We start from the raw sequence: 20,221 nt of genomic DNA on the forward strand, positions 1-20,221 counted from the left end.
ATCGAACTCCCACTGTGGTACTATTATTTTGTACTCTGACTAAAAGGAGTAAGGGCATCGCAGGCAAAGACTCTTCATGGACTTCGGAGTTTGGCCAGAGACTGCGATTCGCCTCTTCCCACCGCATACCTTCCCGAACGTTGGAAGCCGCGCTGGTTGCTCTGGCTGGAAGGCTCGTCAACGGACGAGTCTCGCCGTGCAGCAGCAGCGCTTCGATTCCCGACAGCAATGCTGACTAATTGAAATCCATGATGCCACGCTGGCATCCCTGCACCCCTATGCCGTTCTACAACGCCCCCTCTATCCGGGCCACCAGACAGGAAAAACTTTGAACTCCGCAACTCTAGACGCAACAGAACAGAACGACCAGATCGTTTCAAACCAGCAGCACTCCGCTCCCGAAGCCAACACCGCCGTCGCGAATCCCGCAGGCCTCCCTCTCGTTGAGGACATTCGTTTCACCGACTTCAACATCTCGGACTCGCTCAAGACCCGCCTCACCAACGCCGGCTTCACCATGCCAACGCCCGTCCAGGCCAAGGCCATCCCGCCCGCGCTCGAAGGCAGCGACATCCTCGCCACCGCCTCCACCGGCACCGGCAAGACCCTCAGCTTCCTCATCCCGATGATCCAGCGCATGGATGCGAACTCCGTCCCCAGCACCAAGGGCAAGCGCGGTCCCATCCGCTCCCTCATCCTGCTGCCGACGCGCGAGCTCGCCATGCAGGTCCTCGAGGCCTACTGGAAGCTCGTCCCCGGATCGAAGAGCGATGCAGTGCTCGTCTGCGGCGGCCTCTCCGAGAACAACCAGCTCGATCAGCTCGACCGCGGCCCCCGTCTCGTCGTCGCCACCCCCGGCCGCCTCGAAGACTTCCTCCGCCGCCGCGAGATCAACATCAACTCCGTCGAGATGCTCGTCCTTGACGAAGTCGATCGCATGCTCGACATGGGCTTCCTTCCCGCCATCCGCCGCATCGTTGGCGCGCTGCCGAAGACCCGCCAGACCATGTGCTACTCCGCGACCCTCGACGCGAACATCCGCGAGATCGTCCGCGACTACGTCAACAAGCCCGTCCGCATCGAGATCGGCCAGACTTCCAAGCCGTCCGACCGCGTAGAGCTTCGCGTCTACACCGTCATGCAGGACCAGAAGCTCGGCCTGCTCGACCAGATGCTGAAGCAGGAAGAGGGAACCTTCCTCGTCTTCTCGCGCACCAAGCACGGCGCCGATCGCATCTCGAAGAAGCTTGAGAAGCTAGGCCACGATGCCGACGTTATCCACGGCGACCGCAGCCAGTCCCAGCGCACCGCCGCTCTCAAGGGCTTTGCCACCGGCCGTCACCGCGTCCTGGTCGCCACCGACGTTGCCGCCCGCGGCATCGACGTGCAGGACATCGCGCACGTCGTCAACTACGACCTGCCCAATGCTTCGGACGACTTCGTTCACCGCATCGGCCGCACTGGTCGCGCCGGCAAGAAGGGTGTTGCCACCACGTTTGTCATGCCGCAGGAGCGTCACGACGCCCGCAAGCTCGAGCGCGAACTAAAGATAAAGTTTGAGTGGCGCGAAGCCGATAAGAACCTTGAGAAGGAGGTCCGCAACGCACCCCTCGACACAACAGCTCAGGGACAGGACCTCATGCAGCTTGAAACCCGCTCCTGGAAGGGCAACGATCCCGTCACGCCGATGGCGACGCCCAATGCCAACTACGGCGGCAACAAGAGTGGCTTCCGCAGTCGCAACGGTGGTGGAGGCTTCTCTGGTGGACGCAACTCCGGTGGCCGTGGCCCCGGTGGCCGCCCAAGCAGCAACAGCCGCCCCGGCAGCAGCCGCTCCGGCCCAGCTCGCCGCGGTCAGTAACTCCCGGCACTCAGACACAAAGACGCTCCGCTCTGCCAGCCAACCAGCCGCAGAGTGGAGCGTTCGTCTTTCCTTCGGGCAAAGATTATGTCCTGCCGGACGGGCCCGCTACGCGCGGGGCGGTCACTTCGTGACGTGTACCGGTCCCGGCAGGATAAAATCCGACGGTTCTCCCGTTGGTCGAAATCAATCTCTCCCCCGACCAACGGGAGGACCATTATAGAAGTCACGAAGTGACCGCTGCCCGCGCAGGGCGCCCGTCCGGCAGGACAGATTCTGAATATTCACGCCCAAAACTCGAAAATTGCTGTACACCCCAGCTAAAATGAAAGTAATACCATGATCTCAGTATCCAACGTCACTATGCGCTATGGCTCGAAGCTCCTCTTCGAGGATGTTTCAGTCACCTTCACCACCGGCCGACGCTACGGCCTCACCGGGCCCAACGGCGCCGGCAAATCCACCTTCATGAAGTGCCTCACCGGTGAGATCGACCCGCAAAAGGGCACAGTCGTACGCCCAAAGAAGTTGGGTGTACTGAAACAAGATCAGTATGAATTCGACGCCTACCGCGTGGTCGACACCGTCATCATGGGCAACAAGGGCCTCTGGGCCGCTCTTGAAGAGCGCGAGATCATCTACGCCAAGCCCGAGATGACCGACGAAGACGGCTCCCGCCTCGGCGAACTCGAAGGCATCGTCGGCGACGAAGACGGCTACGAAGCCGAGTCCAACGCCGCCGTCCTCCTCCAGGGTCTCGACATCCCCGATGAGCTTCACGAGCGCAAGATGTCCGAGCTTCAGGGCGGCCAGAAGGTTCGCGTCCTCCTCGCGCAGGCGCTTTTCGGCAACCCCCAGGCCCTGCTCCTCGACGAACCCACCAACTACCTCGACCTCGAGTCCATTCACTGGCTCCAGGACTTCCTCACCCGCTACAACGGCACCGTCATCACCATCTCGCACGACCGGCACTTTCTCAACAACGTCTGCACCCACATCGCCGACATCGACTACGAGACCATCATCACCTACAACGGCGGCTACGACGACATGGTCCTCCAGAAGACCAGCATCCGCACCCGCATCGAGAGCCAGAACGAGCAGCGCGAAAAGAAGATCGCCCAGCTCAACGACTTCATCGCTCGCTTCTCCGCCGGCACCCGCTCCAGTCAGGTGAACTCGCGCAAAAAAGAAGTAGAACGCCTGGCAACCAGCGAACTGGCCCGCTCCAACATCGCGCGCCCCTTCATCAGCTTCAAGATGGAGCGCCCCTCCGGCAAAAACGTCCTCGAGTTCGAGCAGGTCAACAAGTCCTACGAACAGAAGGACGGCAAGACCGAGCACGTCATCAACAACTTCACCGCCTCGGTAACACGCGGCGACAAGGTCATCCTCATGGGCCGCAACGGCCAGGGCAAAACCACCCTCCTCAAGGCCCTGCTAACCAACGGCCCCGGCATCGAAGAAACCGACGTCTCCATCGACTCCGGTACCGTCAAATGGGGACATGAGGTCTCCGTCGGCTACTTCGCGCAGGACCACAAAGGCTCCATCCAGCTTGGCATGACCGCCAGCGACTGGCTGCACCAGTTCGATCCCCAGGCCACCAAGGAAGACATCCGCGGCATCCTCGGCCAGATGCTCTTCAAGGGCGAAGAGGGCCTCAAGAAGACCGACGCTCTCTCCGGTGGCGAAGCCGCCCGTCTGCTCTTCTGCAAGATCATGCTGCAGAAGCCCAACGTCCTGGTCCTCGACGAGCCCACCAACCACCTTGACCTCGAAGCCATCAACGCGCTCAACCAGGCGATCCAGAAGTACGAAGGCACGGTCTTCCTCGTCACCCACGACCAGGATCTCATCGAAGAGGCTGGTACCCGCATCTGGCACTTCGAAGGCGGCCCCACCGACTTCCACATCACCGACCACAAGGGGCCGTACGAGGAGTACCAGCAACAACTCGCCATCGCCGCAAAATAACTTGTCCTGCCGGACGGGCCCGCTACGCGCGGGACGGTCACTTCGTGACGCGTATACCGGTCCCGGCAGGATCAACCTCGAAGGTTCTCCCGTTGGTCGAAATCAACTTTCCCCCGACCAACGGGAGGACCATCCGAAGGGGTATACGCCCCACGAAGTGGGCGCCCTCCGCGCAGGAGGCCCGTCCGGCAGGACATATCTTCCCCAAAAAGTGGGATACTAGGAGCAGCATGCCCACCGTAGAACCCATCAAAAACCGCGGCAAAAACGTCCTCGGCCAACCCCTCGACATCTGCGGATGCGAGCCCATGACCGGCTTCTACCGCACCGGCTGTTGCGAGACCGGCCCCGACGACCATGGCGTCCACACCATCTGCTGCGTCGTCGACGCGCCCTTCCTCGAAGCCTCCAAGGCCCTCGGCAACGACCTCAGCACACCCATGCCGCAGTTCGGCTTCGCCGGCCTCAAACCCGGCGACCGCTGGTGTGTCTGCGCCGCCCGCTGGCTCCAGGTCCAGCAAGCCGGAGCAGCCTGCCCCATCATCCTCGAAGCCACCCACGAGAACACGCTCAAGATCGTCCCCTTCGAACTCCTCATCCAATACGCTGTCATCCCCAGCCAACTCCACTAGGGTTTAGCCAGCACAAAAAGTTGGAAATCGTGGCGTATTTTTCCGCCTCCGAGAAGACGCGGTTAAAACACCACATCAGCCACACATTCCACCACGTTTACGCCACCCAAAAACCACACCGAAACATCTGTTTTCCCCCAAACCCTCCCAAAACAGCCGCAAAACGATAAAACCACCGGGAGAACCGGCGGCCAATAATTTTTATCGAAATTGGGAAGAAAAATGGTGCGCCCGAGAAGATTCGAACTTCTGACCTACAGCTTCGGAGGCTGCCGCTCTATCCAGCTGAGCTACGGGCGCATACCTCTAGCCTAGCACGATCGCCCCCGGTTGACAGCCCGCGGCCCTCCGGTGGAGCATCATCTCCAGCACCGAAAAGCCTTCCCAACCGCAGCCCAGCGCCCCACGAAAGAGAGACCAAGCATGCACCTCCGCTCCCTCGCCCTAGCCGCCTGTTGCACTCTCCTCACCACTGCAACCACGCTCCAGATCAACGCTCAGAGCGGAGGCGTACAGACGGACAGCGCCCAGCCCTCCTCCAAGCCGGTCGCCAGCCCGCCGGCCACAGCCGAGGTCAGCCTCAACGGCAAGCAACTCACCATCAAGTACAACTCCCCCCGTCTCAAAGGCCGCACCATCGGCACCACCATCGTCCCCTACGGCCAGGTCTGGCGTACTGGAGCTAACCCCGCCACCACTTTCATCACCGCGACAAACCTGAAGATCGGCACCCTCGACGTTCCCGCCGGCACCTACACTCTCTACACCCTGCCCAGCGCCAGTCAGTGGCTGCTTATCGTCAATAAGCAGACCGGTCAGTGGGGCACCGACTACTCCCAAGCAAAGGACCTGGGCCGCACCCCAATGACCAGCAAAACTCTCCCAGCGTCGCAGGAGAACATGTCCATCTCCTTCGACCACACCAAGGGAGCCACCACCGAACTCCACGTCAAATGGGCCACCACCGATGAATACGTAACCGTCAAAGCAGAATAAGTCGGCCCAGTAAGTCAACCGATAAGCCAGCCCAGCGAATCAAAGCCGATCGGAGAAGTTGAAGCCCGAAGAAGAACCCCTACTTCGCCGCTTCCTTCTCCAGTTCGAGCCGATCCAGCCTTAGCCGCTCCATCACCGAAGCCACCAGCTCCTTCGCTCCATTCAGATTCATCAACACTGCCTGCAGATCCAGCGCCGGAACCGCAGGATTCCGCGCGCTCGCGCAGTAAACCCCATGCTGCCCAATCAGGATCAGCGCATCGGTCAGCACATCCAGCGTCACCGCCAGCCGCCCGCGCGCCTCGCCCATCATGAACTCATACTTCTCGAGCTCGTCCTGACGATCATAGAAGACAGACACGCTACCACTCCTTCGCGGCCGTATCGACCAGCACCGGCTCCGCAGCCACGGGAGCCTTCCAGCGCAGAATCGGCTTCCTCGCCGCCGTCGTCTCATCCAGCCGCTGCAGCCGCGTCGTATGCGGCGCCGTCTGCACCAGCTCAGGATTCTCCTCGGCCTCCCGCGCAATCTGCTTCAACGCATCGATCAGCAGATCAAGCTCCTCGCGGCTCTCGCTCTCGGTCGGCTCAATCATCATCGCGCCGTTGACCACCAGCGGGAACGAAACCGTATACGCATGGAAGCCGTAGTCGATCAGGCGCTTGCCCATATCACCCGTCTTCACGCCGTTCTTCGCCTGAATCTTGTCCGAGAACACCACCTCATGCAGCGACCGCGTCTTATACGGCAGCTCGAACGTGCCCTCAAGCTTTGCGCGAATGTAGTTCGCATTCAACACCGCATCTTCGGTCGTCTGCCGCAGCCCATCCGGCCCATTCGCCAGAATGTACGCGAGCGCCCGCACGAACATCCCGAAGTTGCCATAGAACATCCGCACACGCCCCACACTCTGCGGACGGTTGTACTCCAACCCAAGAGTTCCATCCGCCCTCGTCACCACAATCGGCGTAGGCAGAAACGGCTCCAGAATCTTCTTGCAGGCCACCGGCCCCGACCCCGGACCACCGCCACCATGCGGCGTAGAAAACGTCTTGTGCAGATTCAAGTGCATCACATCGACGCCAAAGTCTCCCGGCCGCGTCTTGCCCACCAGCGCATTCATATTCGCGCCGTCCATGTAGAGCAGCGCGCCCTTCGCATGCAGAATGTCCGCAATCTTATGAATGTCGCTCTCGAACACACCAATCGTCGAAGGATTCGTCAGCATCAGCGCAGCAGTGTCTTCATCGACCATCCGCTCCAACTCAGCCACGTCCACCATGCCCTGCGCATTCGACTTCAGGTTCGCAACCTCATACCCGCACACCGCCGCCGTCGCCGGGTTCGTCCCATGCGCCGAGTCCGGAATCAGAATCTTCTTCCGCGGATTCCCCTTCGACTCGTGATACGCCCGCACCAGCAGAATGCCCGTAAACTCCCCATGCGCGCCCGCCGCAGGCTGCAGCGTAATCGCATCCATGCCGGTAATCTCAATCAGCGCATCGGACAGCGTCTGCATAATCCCCAGACAGCCCTGCGACAACGACTCCGGCTGATAAGGATGCGCCTCCGCAATCCCTTCGAGCCGCGCCACCGCCTCATTCACGCGGGGGTTGTACTTCATCGTGCAGCTTCCCAGCGGATACATCCCCAGATCGATCGCATAGTTCCACGTCGAAAGCCGCGTGAAGTGCCGAATGATCTCGATCTCGCTCAGCTCCGGCATCACGCCCAGGTCGGTGCGCACGGCGTCGCCAAGCAGCGCCACCGAATCCACCGCCGGCACATCCAGCTCCGCCAGCCGATAAGCCTTCTTCCCCGGCGAAGACTTCTCAAACATCAAGTCTTCATTCTGATTCGTGTGCGTCGTAGCCTTCTTAGGCGTCCCTACAAACTTTTCATTTGCCATTGTGCGTCTGCTTTCTAAGTGTGCGTCTGATGCTTGTGTTCCGGTAGCTTGCGAATTTCCGTCCAGTACTCTTCTCGAACGTCGTCATCGATCTCAGCAGTAATGTTTGTTGCGTAGAGTGAATCTTCGCCGTTACGTTTGGGCCCTGAAATCCAGAAGTGCTCACCTGTCTCGATATCGAAATAATTCGACTTGAACCCACCGCCCTTGAGGCTTTGCAGCGAACGGCCTTGGTAGTACAGCGTTGCACCTGTCTTTGAAAAGGTGACTCTCCCAATCCGTGCTGGGCCAGCTTAACGATCTCGCCGCCCTTGTTTTCGATGTACATGATTCTCGGTTTGAAGGAGTGTGCCATAGTTAAAACTCCTGCGCATCCGCTGCGCCTCCGGTCTCCGAGTAGCTCCCCGACTCCGGCCCATCCAAATCTTCTTCCCGCAAAGAAAGCCCAAACACCGTGCCATTCTCAAACTCAATCGTCAGCGCATCGCCCTCTTCAAGCGTAGCCTGCACGACCTTGTCATTAATCTGCGCGCACAAAGCGTTCCGATACTCTGGCTCGCCATAAGCCACCGAAAACTCCGGAAACAACACATGCGGCCACGCATGAAACGTCAGCAGAGGAGTCTCAAACCGAAGCTGCAGAAAATCCTCAACAAACTCAACCGCCTTCAGCTCCTCGCCAACAATCGCCGACACATCCATCGCTAAGCCTTCTTGCCCGCAAGCGCCGCCGCGACAGCATCCATCTGTTTCCGCGTCGTCAACTCCGTCGCGCACCACAGGCTCGCATTCGGCCCAAGCTCCGGATACCACTTCGCCAGCGGCAGTCCACCGATGATCTTCTCCCCCAGCAGCGCAGCGTTCGTCGCCTCGGCACTCTTCGGCAGCTCCAGCACAAACTCATGAAACCGCGGCGCACCATCAAATAAAACCTTCGCGCCGGCAGAAGAGCCAAGCACGCTCTCGAGATATCTTGCCTTCGCAAGGTTCTGCTCAGCCAAATCCTTCATCCCCTGCTTGCCGTACACGCTCAGGAAGATCGTCGTCATCATCGCAACCAGCGCCTGATTCGTGCAGATGTTCGAAGTCGCCTTCTCCCGCCGAATATGCTGCTCGCGCGTCGACAGCGTCAGCACAAACCCGCGCTTGCCATCCTTATCCTTCGTCTCGCCGATCAGCCTTCCGGGCATCTGCCGCAGAAACTTCTCCTTGCACGCAATCACGCCGCAGTACGGCCCACCATATCCAACCGCCACGCCATACGACTGCGCCTCCAGCGAAACAATATCCGCCTCAGCCGGTGGCCTTACAATCCCCAGCGATACCGCCTCCGCGATCGAAACGATCAGCAGCGCGCCTTTCGCATGAGCAATCTCCGCAATCGCGGCAACATCCTCAATCGTCCCAAAAAAATTCGGCGACTGAATCAGCACACAAGCCGTATCCTTCGTGATCGCCGCATCGAGCGCCGCCAGATCCACCCGCCCATTCGACGAATAGCCAACCTCAACCGTAGGAATCTCCTGATGCTGCGCATACGTCGCAATCACCTCGCGATACTCCGGATGCACCGTCCGCGCAATCACCGCGCCATCACGGCCCGTCACCCGCACCGCCATCATGATCGCCTCAGCCGCGCCGGTCGAACCGTCATACATCGACGCGTTCGCAATCTCCATCCCCGTCAGCTCGCAGATCATCGTCTGGAACTCAAACATCGCCTGCAGCGTTCCCTGCGAGATCTCCGGCTGATACGGCGTATAGCTCGTCAGAAACTCACCACGCTGCACCAGCGAATCAATAATCACCGGCCGATAGTGCCGATAAACTCCCGCGCCCAGAAAGCTCGAATAACCGACCGCATTATTCTCCGCAAACTCGCGAAAGCGATCCAGAATCTCCGACTCCCCATGCTGCCGTGGAATCTTCAGATCACGCTTCAGTTGAAACTCCGCTGGAATCGTAGAAAACAGATCGTCGATCGACGTCACGCCAATCTCGGCAAGCATCTCCTCGCGATCCACGGGGGACTTCGGTAAATAGCGCATCGTTTTTAGTGTCCGGTCTCTTCTGCAGTAAATTTCTCGTAGTCCGCCGCGGTCAAAAGTCCATCGACCTGCTTTGCATCCGCAAGCTCAACCTTCAGAAGCCAGGTCGTATTCGCATCCGTGTTGATCTTCTCCGGAGCGTCCTTCAACTCTTCATTGATCGCCGTCACCTTGCCCGACACCGGCGCAAAAAGATCCGACACCGCCTTCACCGACTCCACCGAACCGAAGCTCTTTGCCGCCTCAACGGTATCGCCCACCTTCGGCAGGTCGACAAACACAATGTCGCCCAGCGAGTTCTGCGCGTAGTCCGTAATGCCGACGGTTCCAATGTTGCCATCGACCTTGATCCACTCGTGTTCCTTCGTGTAGCGATAGTCCGCAGGGTAAGCCATTCATCGTTCTCCAGAGAAAGTGTGTGTCACTCAATTGTAGATGCTTGGGCTAAGCAGTTTTCTTTGCCCGTTTATAGAAGGGAAGCGGAACAACCTTGGCCTTCACCATCTGGCCGCGAATCTCTACGGCAACAACGGTATCAACCACGGCGTACTCCACAGGCACATAAGCCATCGCAATATTCTTCTTCAAAAACGGCGACGGCGAACCGCTGGTAATCTCGCCAAGCCGCTTTCCTTCAACCGAAAACACGGTGTATCCATCCCGCCCAATCCCGCGCTCCATCATCTCCAGCCCCACCAGCTTGCGCCCCGGCCCACCCGCGGCCTCTATCGCCACCAACGCGGCACGCCCAACAAACTCCGGCTTCTCGAGCTTCGCATAACGCCCCAGCCCAGCCTCCAGCACGTTGATCGTGTCCGAGATCTCATGTCCATACAGCGCCATTCCGGCCTCAAGCCGCAGCGTATTTCGCGCCCCCAGCCCACACGCCAGAATCCCGAACTCTGCGCCCGCCTCCAGCACCTCGCCCCACACCCGCGCACTCGTCGGCTCGTCCGACGGAATATAAATCTCAAACCCATCCTCGCCCGTATACCCAGTCCGAGCGATCATCACGTTGTGCAGTCCGCACACCTGCCCCCACGTAAACCAGTAGTTCTTGATCGTACTCAGATCCGTCGAAGTCAGCTTCTGCAACGTCTGCGCCGCTCTCGGCCCCTGGATCGCAAGCTGCGTGTAGTAGTCGCTGAAGTCGTTCACATGCACGCCTGGCATATGCCCAATCGTCTGCCGCACCCACTGCACGTCCTTCTCGCGCGTGCCTGCATTGATCACAATCAGATAGTCATTGTCCGAAAGCTTGTGCACGATCACGTCATCCACAAACGTGCCATTCGGATACAGCATCGCCGAGTAGTGCGCCTGCCCCACCGCCAGCTTCGAAGCATCGTTCATGCAGAGATGCTGCACCGCTGCCAGCGACCCCGGTCCACGCAGCTGAATATCGCCCATATGCGACACGTCAAACACGCCCACTGCTGTCCGCACCGCCATATGCTCCGCAATCAACCCGCAGCAATCCACCGGCATATCCCATCCGCCGAAGTCGACCATCTTGGACTTAGCCGCCCGATGCACCGCGTTCAGTGCCGTCTTGCGAAGTGGTGTCATTGTCTCTGCCATAACGATGCTTCCTCTAATCTTCCCCGTGAATCCCGCCCCTAAAACGATAGCATCGACAAGCCCCATCCAACCACCCGTGCCGCGTCGCTCCAAAGAACAAAATCAGGGAGCCATGCGCGTCTTCAAAGACTCAACCTGTTGCTTCAAAGCGGCATAGGCCTTGTCCGTAGGCTGCCCCTGCGTCTGCCACACCACGTTCCCCTGATTATCAACGACCAGCAGATAAGCATCGTCCGCTTCACCGTAGTGCGTTATTGCCTTCCATCCGGCCTCATTGTTCGTAACCGGCACAACCCGAGGCTGCGCCCGCTCCGGCGTTGACGACTTGATAGACCGCAGCACAACTCCCCGCACAAATCCAGGCACGCCGGCCACAATCGGCAACTCGTAGTACGCCACCACAGTTGAAGTGCGATAGTCCGCAGCAATCTTTGTTGCCCAACCCGTCACCTCCTCACGGGAGCCGCGACTGAATCCGATCACGAGAATCCCAACCGACTTGCCCTGCAACGCCGCAGGCAGATTCACCGCCAGATTCGCAAACGAGGTGCCATGAACCTCCGGAATACGTTCTCCCGCAGCCCGATTGACGATCGCTAATCCGGTCACTACCAGCAACGCCAAGGACAGACTGCGGCTGACAGAAAGCTTAGATTTCCAAGCCATCTACATAGTCTAGTGGTTGCAGCCGCTCACCCTATTCGCCGCCGGCAAATCGATACGATCCGGTGAAACTTCATCCACCAGCATTATCGTGCAGCTTCTCAATGCATCCCGCTCGGCGGCGACTTCGTAAGTCTCCCCGCATCCAGCACAAGTTCAGCCAACGCCTGGTCGAAGTTATGATCATGTGTCTTCTGCACCAGCGCAGCGTCAATCGACTCAGTCAACGCCCATAAGATATAGCGTGTCGCGCGGTCGTAGATCACCAGCCGGAACATCGGCAGCGGATCGGAGGCTCCATTCTGCTTGTTCGCGTTTTGGGGTCCATTGGGAGCCGTCAATTGCAGCTCGAAGACCAGGTCCGCCTCGCCCGGCGTGCTCACCAGTTGATACCGTCCCCAGCTCGACATATCCGCATAAAACTGGTTGTAAGCTCGATCCGGATCGCCGCTGAACGGGTGAGGGAACAGCCCGCTATCCGCCCCCGCATTCGAGATAAAGACCTTCTTCGCACTCACCAGCAAAGCCGGCACCGGAGCAGCACCCGGAGTGACGGGCCCCTGGCCTGAAGCGAAAGCCCCCGACGGAAAACCAGACAGAACCAAAGCAGCACAAACCAACCGAATTCGGATCATCGTAGTGTCCTCTTCTGCAAACGGAGAATGCCGCGTCGCGAAGCACCGTCCGTCCACGCAATCCATCAGACGCATGACCAGTTACAAATGTTTCGCGTAGCCAAAGCACCATCGCACAACAAACGAAACTAAACCGTCACCGACTCCCGATACTCGCCAAACACCCTCCGCATCGCATCCGCAATCTCGCCCACGGTCGCATAGCTCTCCACCGCGTTGAGTATCTGCGGCATCAGATTGCTCCCACCCCGCGCCGTATCCTCCACCCGCCGCAGCGCCCCCGCATGCACCCCTGCATCCCGCCGCAGACGCATCGCCCTAACCCGCTCTACCTGCCGCCCCTCCAGTGCCTCATCGATCCGCTGTATCGGCACCGCAACCTCCTGCTCACTCGCGAACTCATTCACCCCAACCACTACAGCCCCCTTCGCATCCACTGCCCGCTGATACCCATAAGCCGCATTTTGTATCTCCCGCTGCACATACCCTTGGTCGATCGCCCGCAGCATCCCGTACTTACCGCCCAGATCAAACCGCGCGATCGTCGCCAGATACTCCTCCGCCCGCCGCTCAATCTCATTGGTCAGCGACTCCACATAAAACGACCCCGCCAGCGGATCCACCGTCTGCGCCACTCCACTCTCATGCGCCAATATCTGCTGCGTCCGCAGAGCAATCCTCGCAGCATTCTCCGTCGGCAGAGACAGCGCCTCATCGAACCCATTCGTATGCAGACTCTGCGTCCCCCCCAGCACCGCCGCCAGCGCCTGCAGCGTCGTGCGAGCGATATTGTTCTCTGGCTGCTGCGCCGTCAGCGTCGAACCCGCCGTCTGCGTATGAAACCGCAGCATCCAGCTCCGTTCCTTCTTCGCGCCAAAGTGCTCCCGCATAATCCGCGCCCACATCCTGCGCGCCGCACGAAACTTCGCCACCTCCTCCAGCAGATTGTTATGCGAGTTGAAGAAGAAACTCAGCCGCGGAGCAAACGCATCGACATCCAACCCCGCGTCAATCGCGGCCTGCACATACGTCATGCCATCGGCCAGCGTAAACGCCACCTCCTGCACCGCCGTGCACCCAGCCTCTCGCATGTGGTACCCAGAGATCGAGATCGTATTCCACTCAGGCACCTCGTCCGCCGCCCACGCAAAGATGTCCGTCACCAGCCGCATCGCATGCGTCACGGGATAGATATACGTCCCGCGTGCAATGTACTCCTTCAAAATATCGTTCTGAATCGTCCCGTTCAGCCCCTTGACCTTCGCCCCCGTCCGCTTCGCCACCGCAACATACAGAGCCAGCAGAATCGAAGCCGTCGCATTGATCGTCATCGACGTCGAGATCGTATCCAGCGCAATCTCATCGAACAGCCGCTGCATATCTTCGATCGAATCAATCGCAACCCCAACCTTCCCCACCTCCCCCAGCGCCAGCGGCGAATCCGAGTCATACCCAATCTGCGTCGGCAGATCGAACGCCACGCTCAAGCCCTTCGTCCCATGCGCCAGCAGAAACTTGTACCGTTTATTCGACTCCTCCGCATCCCCCATCCCCGCATACTGCCGCATCGTCCACAGCCGCCCGCGATACATCGTCGGCTGAATCCCCCGCGTAAACGGATACTCCCCCGGCTCGCCCACCGCATAAGCCGCGTCGACGCCCGCAAGGTCCTCCGCCCGATACACCAGCTCCACCGGAATCCCGGAGCTAGTCTCAGGCTGCCCCAAGTCAGCCCGCTTCAAGTTGTTTTTCCCGTCGTCAGACATGCCGAACAAGTGTACCCGTCCGCAAGCCCCACCCGCTGAAGCCAAGGCGTCAAAGAAACTGTGATGCCCGGGTGCCCCATCCTTCGCGCTCTTTGCGAAGGGTGGGAAGCGACACTGTTCGCATCACTTCATCACCCCAACACCGAAGATGCTTTTAGCTCCGCTTGCCCCTGCGGTTCGCCTTCACAAAGCTGCTCACGCAGAAGTACCCAAACACCACCGCCATCGCCACCGCCAGCAGCAGATGCCCATGCGCCTCATGGTTCCCCGCCGTCTCATGCAGCTCCCCGCGCATCTTCCACGCATTGCTCGCCGCAAACGCCGCGAAGATCCCAAAGAAGACCCCCGTAAACTCGAGCCAGAGCTGACTCGAAGCTTTCACAAACGGCCCCCACACCGCCTCGCCAAACCGCCTCCCGCCGCGCTTCAACCCCTGTCCCGTCTGCGCCACCTGAGCCGTCGTCCGCGCCGTCTTCTCCCCCAGCCGCGCACCCGACGCCTCAGCCTTACTCCGGGCAGCATTCGCAGTCGCAGCCGGAGCTCCAGCAGCCTTCTCCGCGCCAGACGGGTTCGGCGCCGTGGCCGCATCCACCGCCGACACCAGCGTCTTAGCCGCCAGCCGAGCCCCAATCCCAAGCGTGCGACCGAACCGAACCGAATCCATACCCAGAGTGTAGTCGTTCCCGTGCCTCCACAAAAGCAGTTCCGCCCCTAAGCAGTTCAGCCTAACGCCAAAATTTCATCTGCATCCAACCCTCCAGGGCACATCGCTTTCCCGAACTTCGGAATCAGAACCACAAGAGGCAAACACGATGAAGAGCACACTCTGGATGATCGGCGGATTCTGTGCCGCCGCTGCCGGCTTTCTGGTCCTGGGATGCCGCCGCACCGCCGCCGTCGAGCTCCTCGCTCACCGGTTAGAAGACGCCTGGGCCGACCATCACACTGTTGTTGAAACCACTTAGAGTCACCCTCCAGATCCCTGAAGAAATGCCGTTGCGGCGGCCACCGCCATGGGCGTATTCTTTAAATCAGAAGCTAGTGACGCCGACATACCCGCAATGCCGTTCCCGCCGGTCACCTTCGCTGGGAATACCCGATGCGTGGAGTAGTTCGAACGATAGGGCAGCCCGGAGGTGGCATTGAATCAGAAGGTCAAAAACCTGATACAGAAACTTGGCGAAGCAATCCACGAGTCCGTCTCGGAGTCGGAGGATATAGCAGGCGTCGTCAAAAACATCCGCGAACAGGGTTTTGATGTCCTCCTCATGCTTGAGGCCACCATCGGTCTCAACGAGGTTGAGGCAGAAGCCGACGAGGCAACCGAAGGCGCCGAGGAAGGCACCGAGGGGCCATTCACCTCAAACGACGTATCCTTCCTGAAGTCCTTGCGCATCAGCCTCACCGAAGACGAAGCAACCGACGCCACCGATTCAACCGACACCACCGAAGCCTGAGCGCCGGAACTGTACCGAAGGCTGAAACACAGAAGTCTCAACACAGGGCAGCCTCGCGCGACGAGGTTCAAAATGCCGTCGTGTCCCAATCTGCCGGCCCAGCCACTAGTCACGCGACGTTAGTCGTGGTGGAAGTAGAAGAGATTCCCGTCCAGATCCATTACGGTGAATTGTCGCAATCCCCACGGCTTTTTTCCCAGAGGATCGACGATGTTCGCACCTAGCGACGTCAGCTCCTGGTACGACGCATCGATATCTTCCGCGAACACCCAGTGAACCGCAGGTTCAAACGGCGGCTTCCTCCTCCGAAAAAATATCGGTCCCATATCACCGCGTGACACGGCCCCAATCCCTTTGTCCGGTTCAAGCCATCCAATCTCAAAGCCGAGTGCATCTCTGTAATGCTGTTGTGCGCGTTCCACATCAGCAACCGGCAACTCCGGCACAGGCTTCCCCATCGAGGTCATCTTTTCTTTGACACCCATAGAGTCTGTTGCGCCCATAGGGCCCCCTTTGCTCTTCTTTTATGCAACAAGGCCGCCGACGCGTCAAATCCTACGCCTTCTTCTTCTCAGCCAATGAAAAGCCACGTCATCCTGAGCGAAGTTGCTCACGGCACTTTGTGAGCAACGCAGTCGAAGGATCCCCGCATTTGCTGTTGCATTTTGTCTGTTGCCCGCCAAAAACCCATGTCAACCCCCAACCACCACAAAACCCGCTCCAGCCGCCGCTTTTCGCGTGGCGTATTACCCCCATCCAACCCGATACAATTAAAGAAGAAACCAAAAACCGACCCAGGCAGCGGAGACCGCGCAACTGCAACAAAACAAGTATTTTGCGCACAAGCCATCTAAAATCAATACTTTGCAGGCGCTAGCCCGCTGTAAGCGGTTGCAAACGTTAGACTTGCTCCCAAATTACCCTCAGGGGTGGTGGGAGGGGTAAGCCAACAGCGAGAACCAGCATCAAGGAAAAAGAAGGACCCATCGTTGACCCCCCTCCCGGAACGCGATACACTCATTAAGTTTGGCGCTGCAATCCGTGTGTCTTCATCTCAAGATGATCTCAAGGGTTGCAGGGACGACAGGCTTAGGCCCGGCGGTCACTCGAAACCCGAGACTGCGATGGCTTGACCGGTTGGCTTACTGTAGTGCTCCTGTATGCGCCCATGCAGCACAATCTATCTCTTTGAAGAAAGCGGTCAGCATCACGCGACTCGCTTGAGGTTCTAGTCATGTACGCAGTCATCCGCACCGGCGGCAAACAGTATCTGGTCTCCCCTGGCGAGAAGTTGAAGATTGAAACCACCGCCCACGAGAATGGCAACATCGAGTTCTCTGACGTCCTCGCCATCAGCGGCGAAGCAGGCAAGTTTGAGTCCGACCTCACCGGCGCCAAGGTTCTCGCCTCCGTCGTCGGCGAAGGCCGCGGCGAAAAGATCCTCGTCTTCAAGCTCAAGCGCAAGAAGCAGTACAAGAAGATGCAGGGCCACCGCCAGAACTTCGTCGAGGTCAAGATCAACGAGATCCTCGTCAACGGCAAGAGCTTCAAGGAAGCATAAAGCTCTTCAGCAAGAGTTTGTTTCAGCTTTTAGTTTTTACTAAGCGCCACGGCCCAGAGGGCAGCGCGAAAGAGGCAATCGAATGGCACATAAAAAAGGTTTAGGCTCTTCCAAAAACGGCCGCGACTCAAACGCCCAGCGGCTCGGAGTCAAGGTATTCGGTGGTCAGACGATCCTCGGCGGCGGCATCATCGTCCGTCAGCGTGGAACCCCGCTCAAGCCCGGCGCCAACGTCGGTCGCGGCAAAGATGACACCCTCTTCGCCAAGGTAGACGGCATCGTCCGCTTCCAGGACAAGGGCCAGCACGGTCGCTTCGTCAACGTCGACCCAGCCGAGCTTACCTCCGTTCCCGTCTAGTCGCCACAAGTCACCATCGACTGGCCACAAGTCACCACGGAGTCACCACAATCTGTACCAGATAACCCTGCCCATGCGCAGGGTTTTCTATTTCAGAAGCTGTCCTTACGGACGGGCCCACTTCGCGCGGAGCGGTCACTTCGTGACTTGAATACCCCTTCGGTTGGCGCTCCCGTTGGTCGCGAGGAAGATGATTCCGACCAACGGGAGGACCACGCGAAGCTTTAAAAAGGCGTGCGAACGCCCGCCACCAGCACCGGCTTGCCCTTCTCATTCAGCCCGATCCGCCCCATCGGCGTCTCATGGTCGTGCGTAAACAGCACCAGCCACTTCTCCGGAATCGCCCGCGAGTAGAACCTCTTTCGCTGCGCAATCGTCTCCACCGGATCCAGGTCATACCCCATCACCCACGTCGGATCCAGATGCCAGCTGGTCGGAATTAAATCCGAGATATAGCAGGCATGTTGTCCCTTCGACTCCACGTGAACCGCCATCAACTGCGCCGTATGACCAGGAAAGACCTCCACGCTCACGCCCGGACAGATCTCCGCATTCGCCCTGATTCCTGCATCATCCAGCAGCGTCATCTGACCCGACTCCACCAGCGGATCATAGTTCGGCGACAGATAGCTCACGCGATCCCGATCCAACTGCAGGTGGCCATGTTCCATCTCGCCGCGATGAGCAAAGTACCGCGCATTCGGGAACGTCGGAGTCACCGAGCCATCCGGATGCAGCGTCGTATTCCACCCACAGTGATCGAAGTGAAGGTGAGTATTCACCACCACATCCACCTCTGCAACCCGCACGCCAGCCGCGGCCAGAGACTGCGGCAGAAGCTCCTGATTACACTGGATCTCCCGCATCTTCGCCGACTGCTTATTGCCGACTCCGGTCTCGATCACCACCGTATGCTTGCCGGTCCGCACCACCACCGTATTCAGCCCCAGCAGAATACGGTTCTGCTCATCCGCCGCGGCGCGCTTCTCCCACAACGGCTTCGGCACCACGCCGAACATGGCACCGCCATCGAGCTTGTAACTTCCATCCGTACATACGATGAGCTCGAACTCCCCAACCTCAGCCCGCGCCCGAACCAGCCCCGCAGCCGCATCATGCAGCCCGCTCCCGTCACCAACGCCCATAAGTCCCTCACTCACATCCTACTGTGAGGGAGACAGGCAGAAGGAGCAGTTCAGACTCGCGAAGCCGCCAGTAGCTCGACGTTGGGCGCAACATGCTCTCCAGGAGCACCGGCAACCATTCCCGCTGTCTCAGCCGCAGTCACCAGCGCCCCGGTTGTAGGAGCACGTTTGCTCTGGAAGCACTGCCGGCAAAGCACCGGGCGCCCCTGTGTCGGCTTGAACGGCACAGTAGTCTCCACCCCGCACTCCGAGCACTCCGTACGCGTCTCGGTGCGCGACAGGCCCGCCGCCGCCGGTCCCGCCCCAGCCTTCAGCCCCACCCCGGACCGTTTGGACTTGCAAGGCTTACAGCGCTTTGGGTCGTTCTTGAATTGTTTGTCGAAGAAAAAGAGTTGTTCCCCGGCGGTGAAGATGAACTCGCCACCGCAGTCTGCGCAGGTTAATAGCCGATCCAGAAATTCCATGCCGCTTCTCCCGTCCTACGGAAAGGAAGAACACCCGAGGGCCTGATCGTGGCAACACCGCAAGGGGGTTTACCTTTACTGATGACCGTTACTCTTTGGATTTGAAGGGGCCCGAAACTACGAGTTCGTGGAATTTGCTTCGGTTTGCCGGTCAATGTGAACCAGGAGTCAGGTTCTATCTGCCGGGGCTAGCCGATGGCGGGAGTCCATCACTAGCGGTTCAGACGGCCGCCTCTTCAAACTCTTTGACGAGGTAGAGGCGGCACATCCTGGTTGCGGAGCTGACTAATCCTGCTCCTTACGGACCTTCTTGCGATTGCGCTTACGTGCAAGCGCTTCTTTCACACGCTTCTTCTCACCTGGTTTCAGATAAAAAGAGTGACGCTTGACTTCCTTGATAATGTCTTCTGTCTGCACCTTGCGCTTAAAGCGCCGCAGGGCATTCTCAAGGGGTTCGCCTTCTTGTACTCGAACCTCTGCCAAGAAAAATACACCTCCAACCACTCCCAATGGGGATATCTACTAGAATACTCGTCTTTAGCACGAAAAGCACACAAATCGTTGGTAATTAGGGGGTGGATACCACTCTGAAATCTTTTGCATTCCAAAGGTAGAATTTGTTTCATGATTCGCACTTATCAGACACACACACCGGAAATTCCTGCCAGTTGTTATGTCGACCAGTCGGCTCAAGTCATCGGTGACGTTATCCTTGGCGAACAAGCCAGTGTCTGGATGAACGCCGTCGTCCGCGGCGATGTAAATTCGATCCGCATCGGTGCCAAAAGCAACGTACAGGACTGCGCCGTCCTGCATGGTATGCGCTATCTCTACCCGGTAATCGTAGGCGAACTGGTGACCATCGGACACAATGCCACCGTACATGGGTGCGTGTTGGAGGATATGGTTCTGATTGGGATCGGCGCGACCATCCTCAACAACGCCCGGATTGGGGAGGGATCGATCATCGCCGCAGGCGCCGTAATTCCGGAGCACACCGTGATTCCACCCAACTCGCTAGTTGCCGGAGTTCCAGGCAAGGTGCGGCGAACCTTGGGCGATGCGGATCGGACGCTGATCCTCAAGTACGCGCAGAACTACCTCGACTACACCGCAATCTATCTGGCCGAAGCAGCCGGCGCGTAAATCCCGCGTCGCTTTCGCTAC

Annotated in this window: 23 protein-coding genes and 1 tRNA gene; 9 read left to right on the plus strand and 15 right to left on the minus strand. The window is 59.0% G+C overall.

What is annotated here, in order from left to right; translation table 11 throughout:
* The first annotated feature begins 328 nt into the window (after nt 1–328).
* From HDF10_RS07435 to HDF10_RS07445, 3 genes are all read left to right on the plus strand, one after another.
* Nucleotides 329–1,861 carry a DEAD/DEAH box helicase gene (locus tag HDF10_RS07435; RefSeq protein WP_183812071.1) on the plus strand — a complete coding sequence of 511 codons (1,533 nt, stop codon included), beginning with the start codon at nt 329–331 and terminating at the stop codon, nt 1,859–1,861.
* A gap of 339 nt (nt 1,862–2,200) precedes the next feature.
* Complete coding sequence (locus HDF10_RS07440; RefSeq protein ID WP_183812073.1) at nt 2,201–3,838, plus strand: ABC-F family ATP-binding cassette domain-containing protein; 1,638 nt, start codon at nt 2,201–2,203, stop codon at nt 3,836–3,838.
* Nucleotides 3,839–4,068: 230 nt separating this feature from the next.
* The gene (locus tag HDF10_RS07445; RefSeq protein WP_183812075.1) at nt 4,069–4,470 is read left to right on the plus strand and encodes a DUF2237 family protein; all 402 of its coding nucleotides are present in this window, start codon (nt 4,069–4,071) and stop codon (nt 4,468–4,470) included.
* A gap of 223 nt (nt 4,471–4,693) precedes the next feature.
* Here the strand turns inward: HDF10_RS07445 and HDF10_RS07450 are convergent.
* Nucleotides 4,694–4,770: transfer RNA gene (locus tag HDF10_RS07450), tRNA-Arg, on the minus strand.
* Nucleotides 4,771–4,893: 123 nt separating this feature from the next.
* Here HDF10_RS07450 and HDF10_RS07455 point away from each other — a divergent pair.
* Entirely contained in the window at nt 4,894–5,466 is a 573-nt protein-coding gene (locus HDF10_RS07455; RefSeq protein ID WP_183812077.1) for a DUF2911 domain-containing protein, read from the plus strand.
* Between the two features lie 79 nt (nt 5,467–5,545).
* On the opposite strand, the gene HDF10_RS07460 is transcribed toward HDF10_RS07455, so the two are convergent.
* The 10 genes from HDF10_RS07460 to HDF10_RS07505 form a co-directional block, all read right to left on the minus strand.
* A complete protein-coding gene (locus tag HDF10_RS07460) occupies nt 5,546–5,827 on the minus strand; it encodes a hypothetical protein (RefSeq protein ID WP_183812079.1) in 282 nt (93 codons plus the stop codon).
* Between the two features lies 1 nt (nt 5,828).
* Complete coding sequence (gene gcvPB, locus HDF10_RS07465) at nt 5,829–7,376, minus strand: aminomethyl-transferring glycine dehydrogenase subunit GcvPB (protein ID WP_183812081.1); 1,548 nt, start codon at nt 7,374–7,376, stop codon at nt 5,829–5,831.
* Between the two features lie 357 nt (nt 7,377–7,733).
* Nucleotides 7,734–8,078 (minus strand): hypothetical protein, encoded by a 345-nt coding sequence (locus HDF10_RS07470; RefSeq protein WP_183812083.1) that lies wholly within the window; start codon nt 8,076–8,078, stop codon nt 7,734–7,736.
* A 2-nt stretch (nt 8,079–8,080) separates the two neighbouring features.
* Nucleotides 8,081–9,424, minus strand: a complete 1,344-nt coding sequence (gene gcvPA / locus HDF10_RS07475; protein ID WP_183812085.1) for an aminomethyl-transferring glycine dehydrogenase subunit GcvPA — start codon at nt 9,422–9,424, stop codon at nt 8,081–8,083.
* Between the two features lie 5 nt (nt 9,425–9,429).
* Complete coding sequence (gene gcvH, locus HDF10_RS07480) at nt 9,430–9,819, minus strand: glycine cleavage system protein GcvH (RefSeq protein WP_183812087.1); 390 nt, start codon at nt 9,817–9,819, stop codon at nt 9,430–9,432.
* Between the two features lie 49 nt (nt 9,820–9,868).
* Nucleotides 9,869–11,005, minus strand: coding sequence for a glycine cleavage system aminomethyltransferase GcvT (gene gcvT / locus HDF10_RS07485; protein WP_183812089.1), 1,137 nt, complete (start codon nt 11,003–11,005; stop codon nt 9,869–9,871).
* A 102-nt stretch (nt 11,006–11,107) separates the two neighbouring features.
* A complete protein-coding gene (locus HDF10_RS07490; protein WP_183812091.1) occupies nt 11,108–11,671 on the minus strand; it encodes a hypothetical protein in 564 nt (187 codons plus the stop codon).
* Between the two features lie 98 nt (nt 11,672–11,769).
* Entirely contained in the window at nt 11,770–12,303 is a 534-nt protein-coding gene (locus HDF10_RS07495; protein WP_183812093.1) for a hypothetical protein, read from the minus strand.
* 128 nt (nt 12,304–12,431) lie between these two features.
* Nucleotides 12,432–14,045 (minus strand): acyl-CoA mutase large subunit family protein, encoded by a 1,614-nt coding sequence (locus HDF10_RS07500; RefSeq protein ID WP_260177715.1) that lies wholly within the window; start codon nt 14,043–14,045, stop codon nt 12,432–12,434.
* A 178-nt stretch (nt 14,046–14,223) separates the two neighbouring features.
* On the minus strand, nt 14,224–14,766 hold the full coding sequence (locus tag HDF10_RS07505; RefSeq protein WP_183812096.1) for a hypothetical protein: 543 nt from the start codon (nt 14,764–14,766) through the stop codon (nt 14,224–14,226).
* Nucleotides 14,767–14,881: 115 nt separating this feature from the next.
* Here HDF10_RS07505 and HDF10_RS07510 point away from each other — a divergent pair, with 115 nt between their 5' ends.
* Nucleotides 14,882–15,034, plus strand: a complete 153-nt coding sequence (locus tag HDF10_RS07510; RefSeq protein WP_183812656.1) for a hypothetical protein — start codon at nt 14,882–14,884, stop codon at nt 15,032–15,034.
* 171 nt (nt 15,035–15,205) lie between these two features.
* On the plus strand, nt 15,206–15,526 hold the full coding sequence (locus tag HDF10_RS07515) for a hypothetical protein (RefSeq protein WP_406705900.1): 321 nt from the start codon (nt 15,206–15,208) through the stop codon (nt 15,524–15,526).
* Nucleotides 15,527–15,645: 119 nt separating this feature from the next.
* Here the strand turns inward: HDF10_RS07515 and HDF10_RS07520 are convergent, their stop codons facing one another.
* Nucleotides 15,646–16,011, minus strand: a complete 366-nt coding sequence (locus tag HDF10_RS07520; protein ID WP_221271538.1) for a VOC family protein — start codon at nt 16,009–16,011, stop codon at nt 15,646–15,648.
* A gap of 749 nt (nt 16,012–16,760) precedes the next feature.
* On the opposite strand from HDF10_RS07520, the gene rplU reads away from it, so the two are divergent.
* Entirely contained in the window at nt 16,761–17,087 is a 327-nt protein-coding gene (gene rplU / locus HDF10_RS07525) for a 50S ribosomal protein L21 (RefSeq protein WP_183767904.1), read from the plus strand.
* Between the two features lie 82 nt (nt 17,088–17,169).
* The gene (gene rpmA / locus HDF10_RS07530) at nt 17,170–17,445 is read left to right on the plus strand and encodes a 50S ribosomal protein L27 (protein ID WP_179580270.1); all 276 of its coding nucleotides are present in this window, start codon (nt 17,170–17,172) and stop codon (nt 17,443–17,445) included.
* A 224-nt stretch (nt 17,446–17,669) separates the two neighbouring features.
* On the opposite strand, the gene HDF10_RS07535 is transcribed toward rpmA, so the two are convergent.
* The 3 genes from HDF10_RS07535 to rpsU form a co-directional block, all read right to left on the minus strand.
* Nucleotides 17,670–18,590, minus strand: a complete 921-nt coding sequence (locus HDF10_RS07535; protein ID WP_183812098.1) for an MBL fold metallo-hydrolase — start codon at nt 18,588–18,590, stop codon at nt 17,670–17,672.
* Nucleotides 18,591–18,640: 50 nt separating this feature from the next.
* Complete coding sequence (locus HDF10_RS07540) at nt 18,641–19,054, minus strand: zinc-ribbon domain containing protein (RefSeq protein WP_183812099.1); 414 nt, start codon at nt 19,052–19,054, stop codon at nt 18,641–18,643.
* 285 nt (nt 19,055–19,339) lie between these two features.
* The gene (gene rpsU, locus HDF10_RS07545) at nt 19,340–19,537 is read right to left on the minus strand and encodes a 30S ribosomal protein S21 (protein ID WP_014267628.1); all 198 of its coding nucleotides are present in this window, start codon (nt 19,535–19,537) and stop codon (nt 19,340–19,342) included.
* A gap of 141 nt (nt 19,538–19,678) precedes the next feature.
* On the opposite strand from rpsU, the gene HDF10_RS07550 reads away from it, so the two are divergent.
* A complete protein-coding gene (locus HDF10_RS07550) occupies nt 19,679–20,200 on the plus strand; it encodes a gamma carbonic anhydrase family protein (protein WP_183812100.1) in 522 nt (173 codons plus the stop codon).
* Nucleotides 20,201–20,221 lie beyond the last annotated feature (21 nt).

This window comes from Tunturiibacter empetritectus (assembly GCF_014201375.1).
Taxonomy (GTDB): domain Bacteria; phylum Acidobacteriota; class Terriglobia; order Terriglobales; family Acidobacteriaceae; genus Edaphobacter; species Edaphobacter lichenicola_D.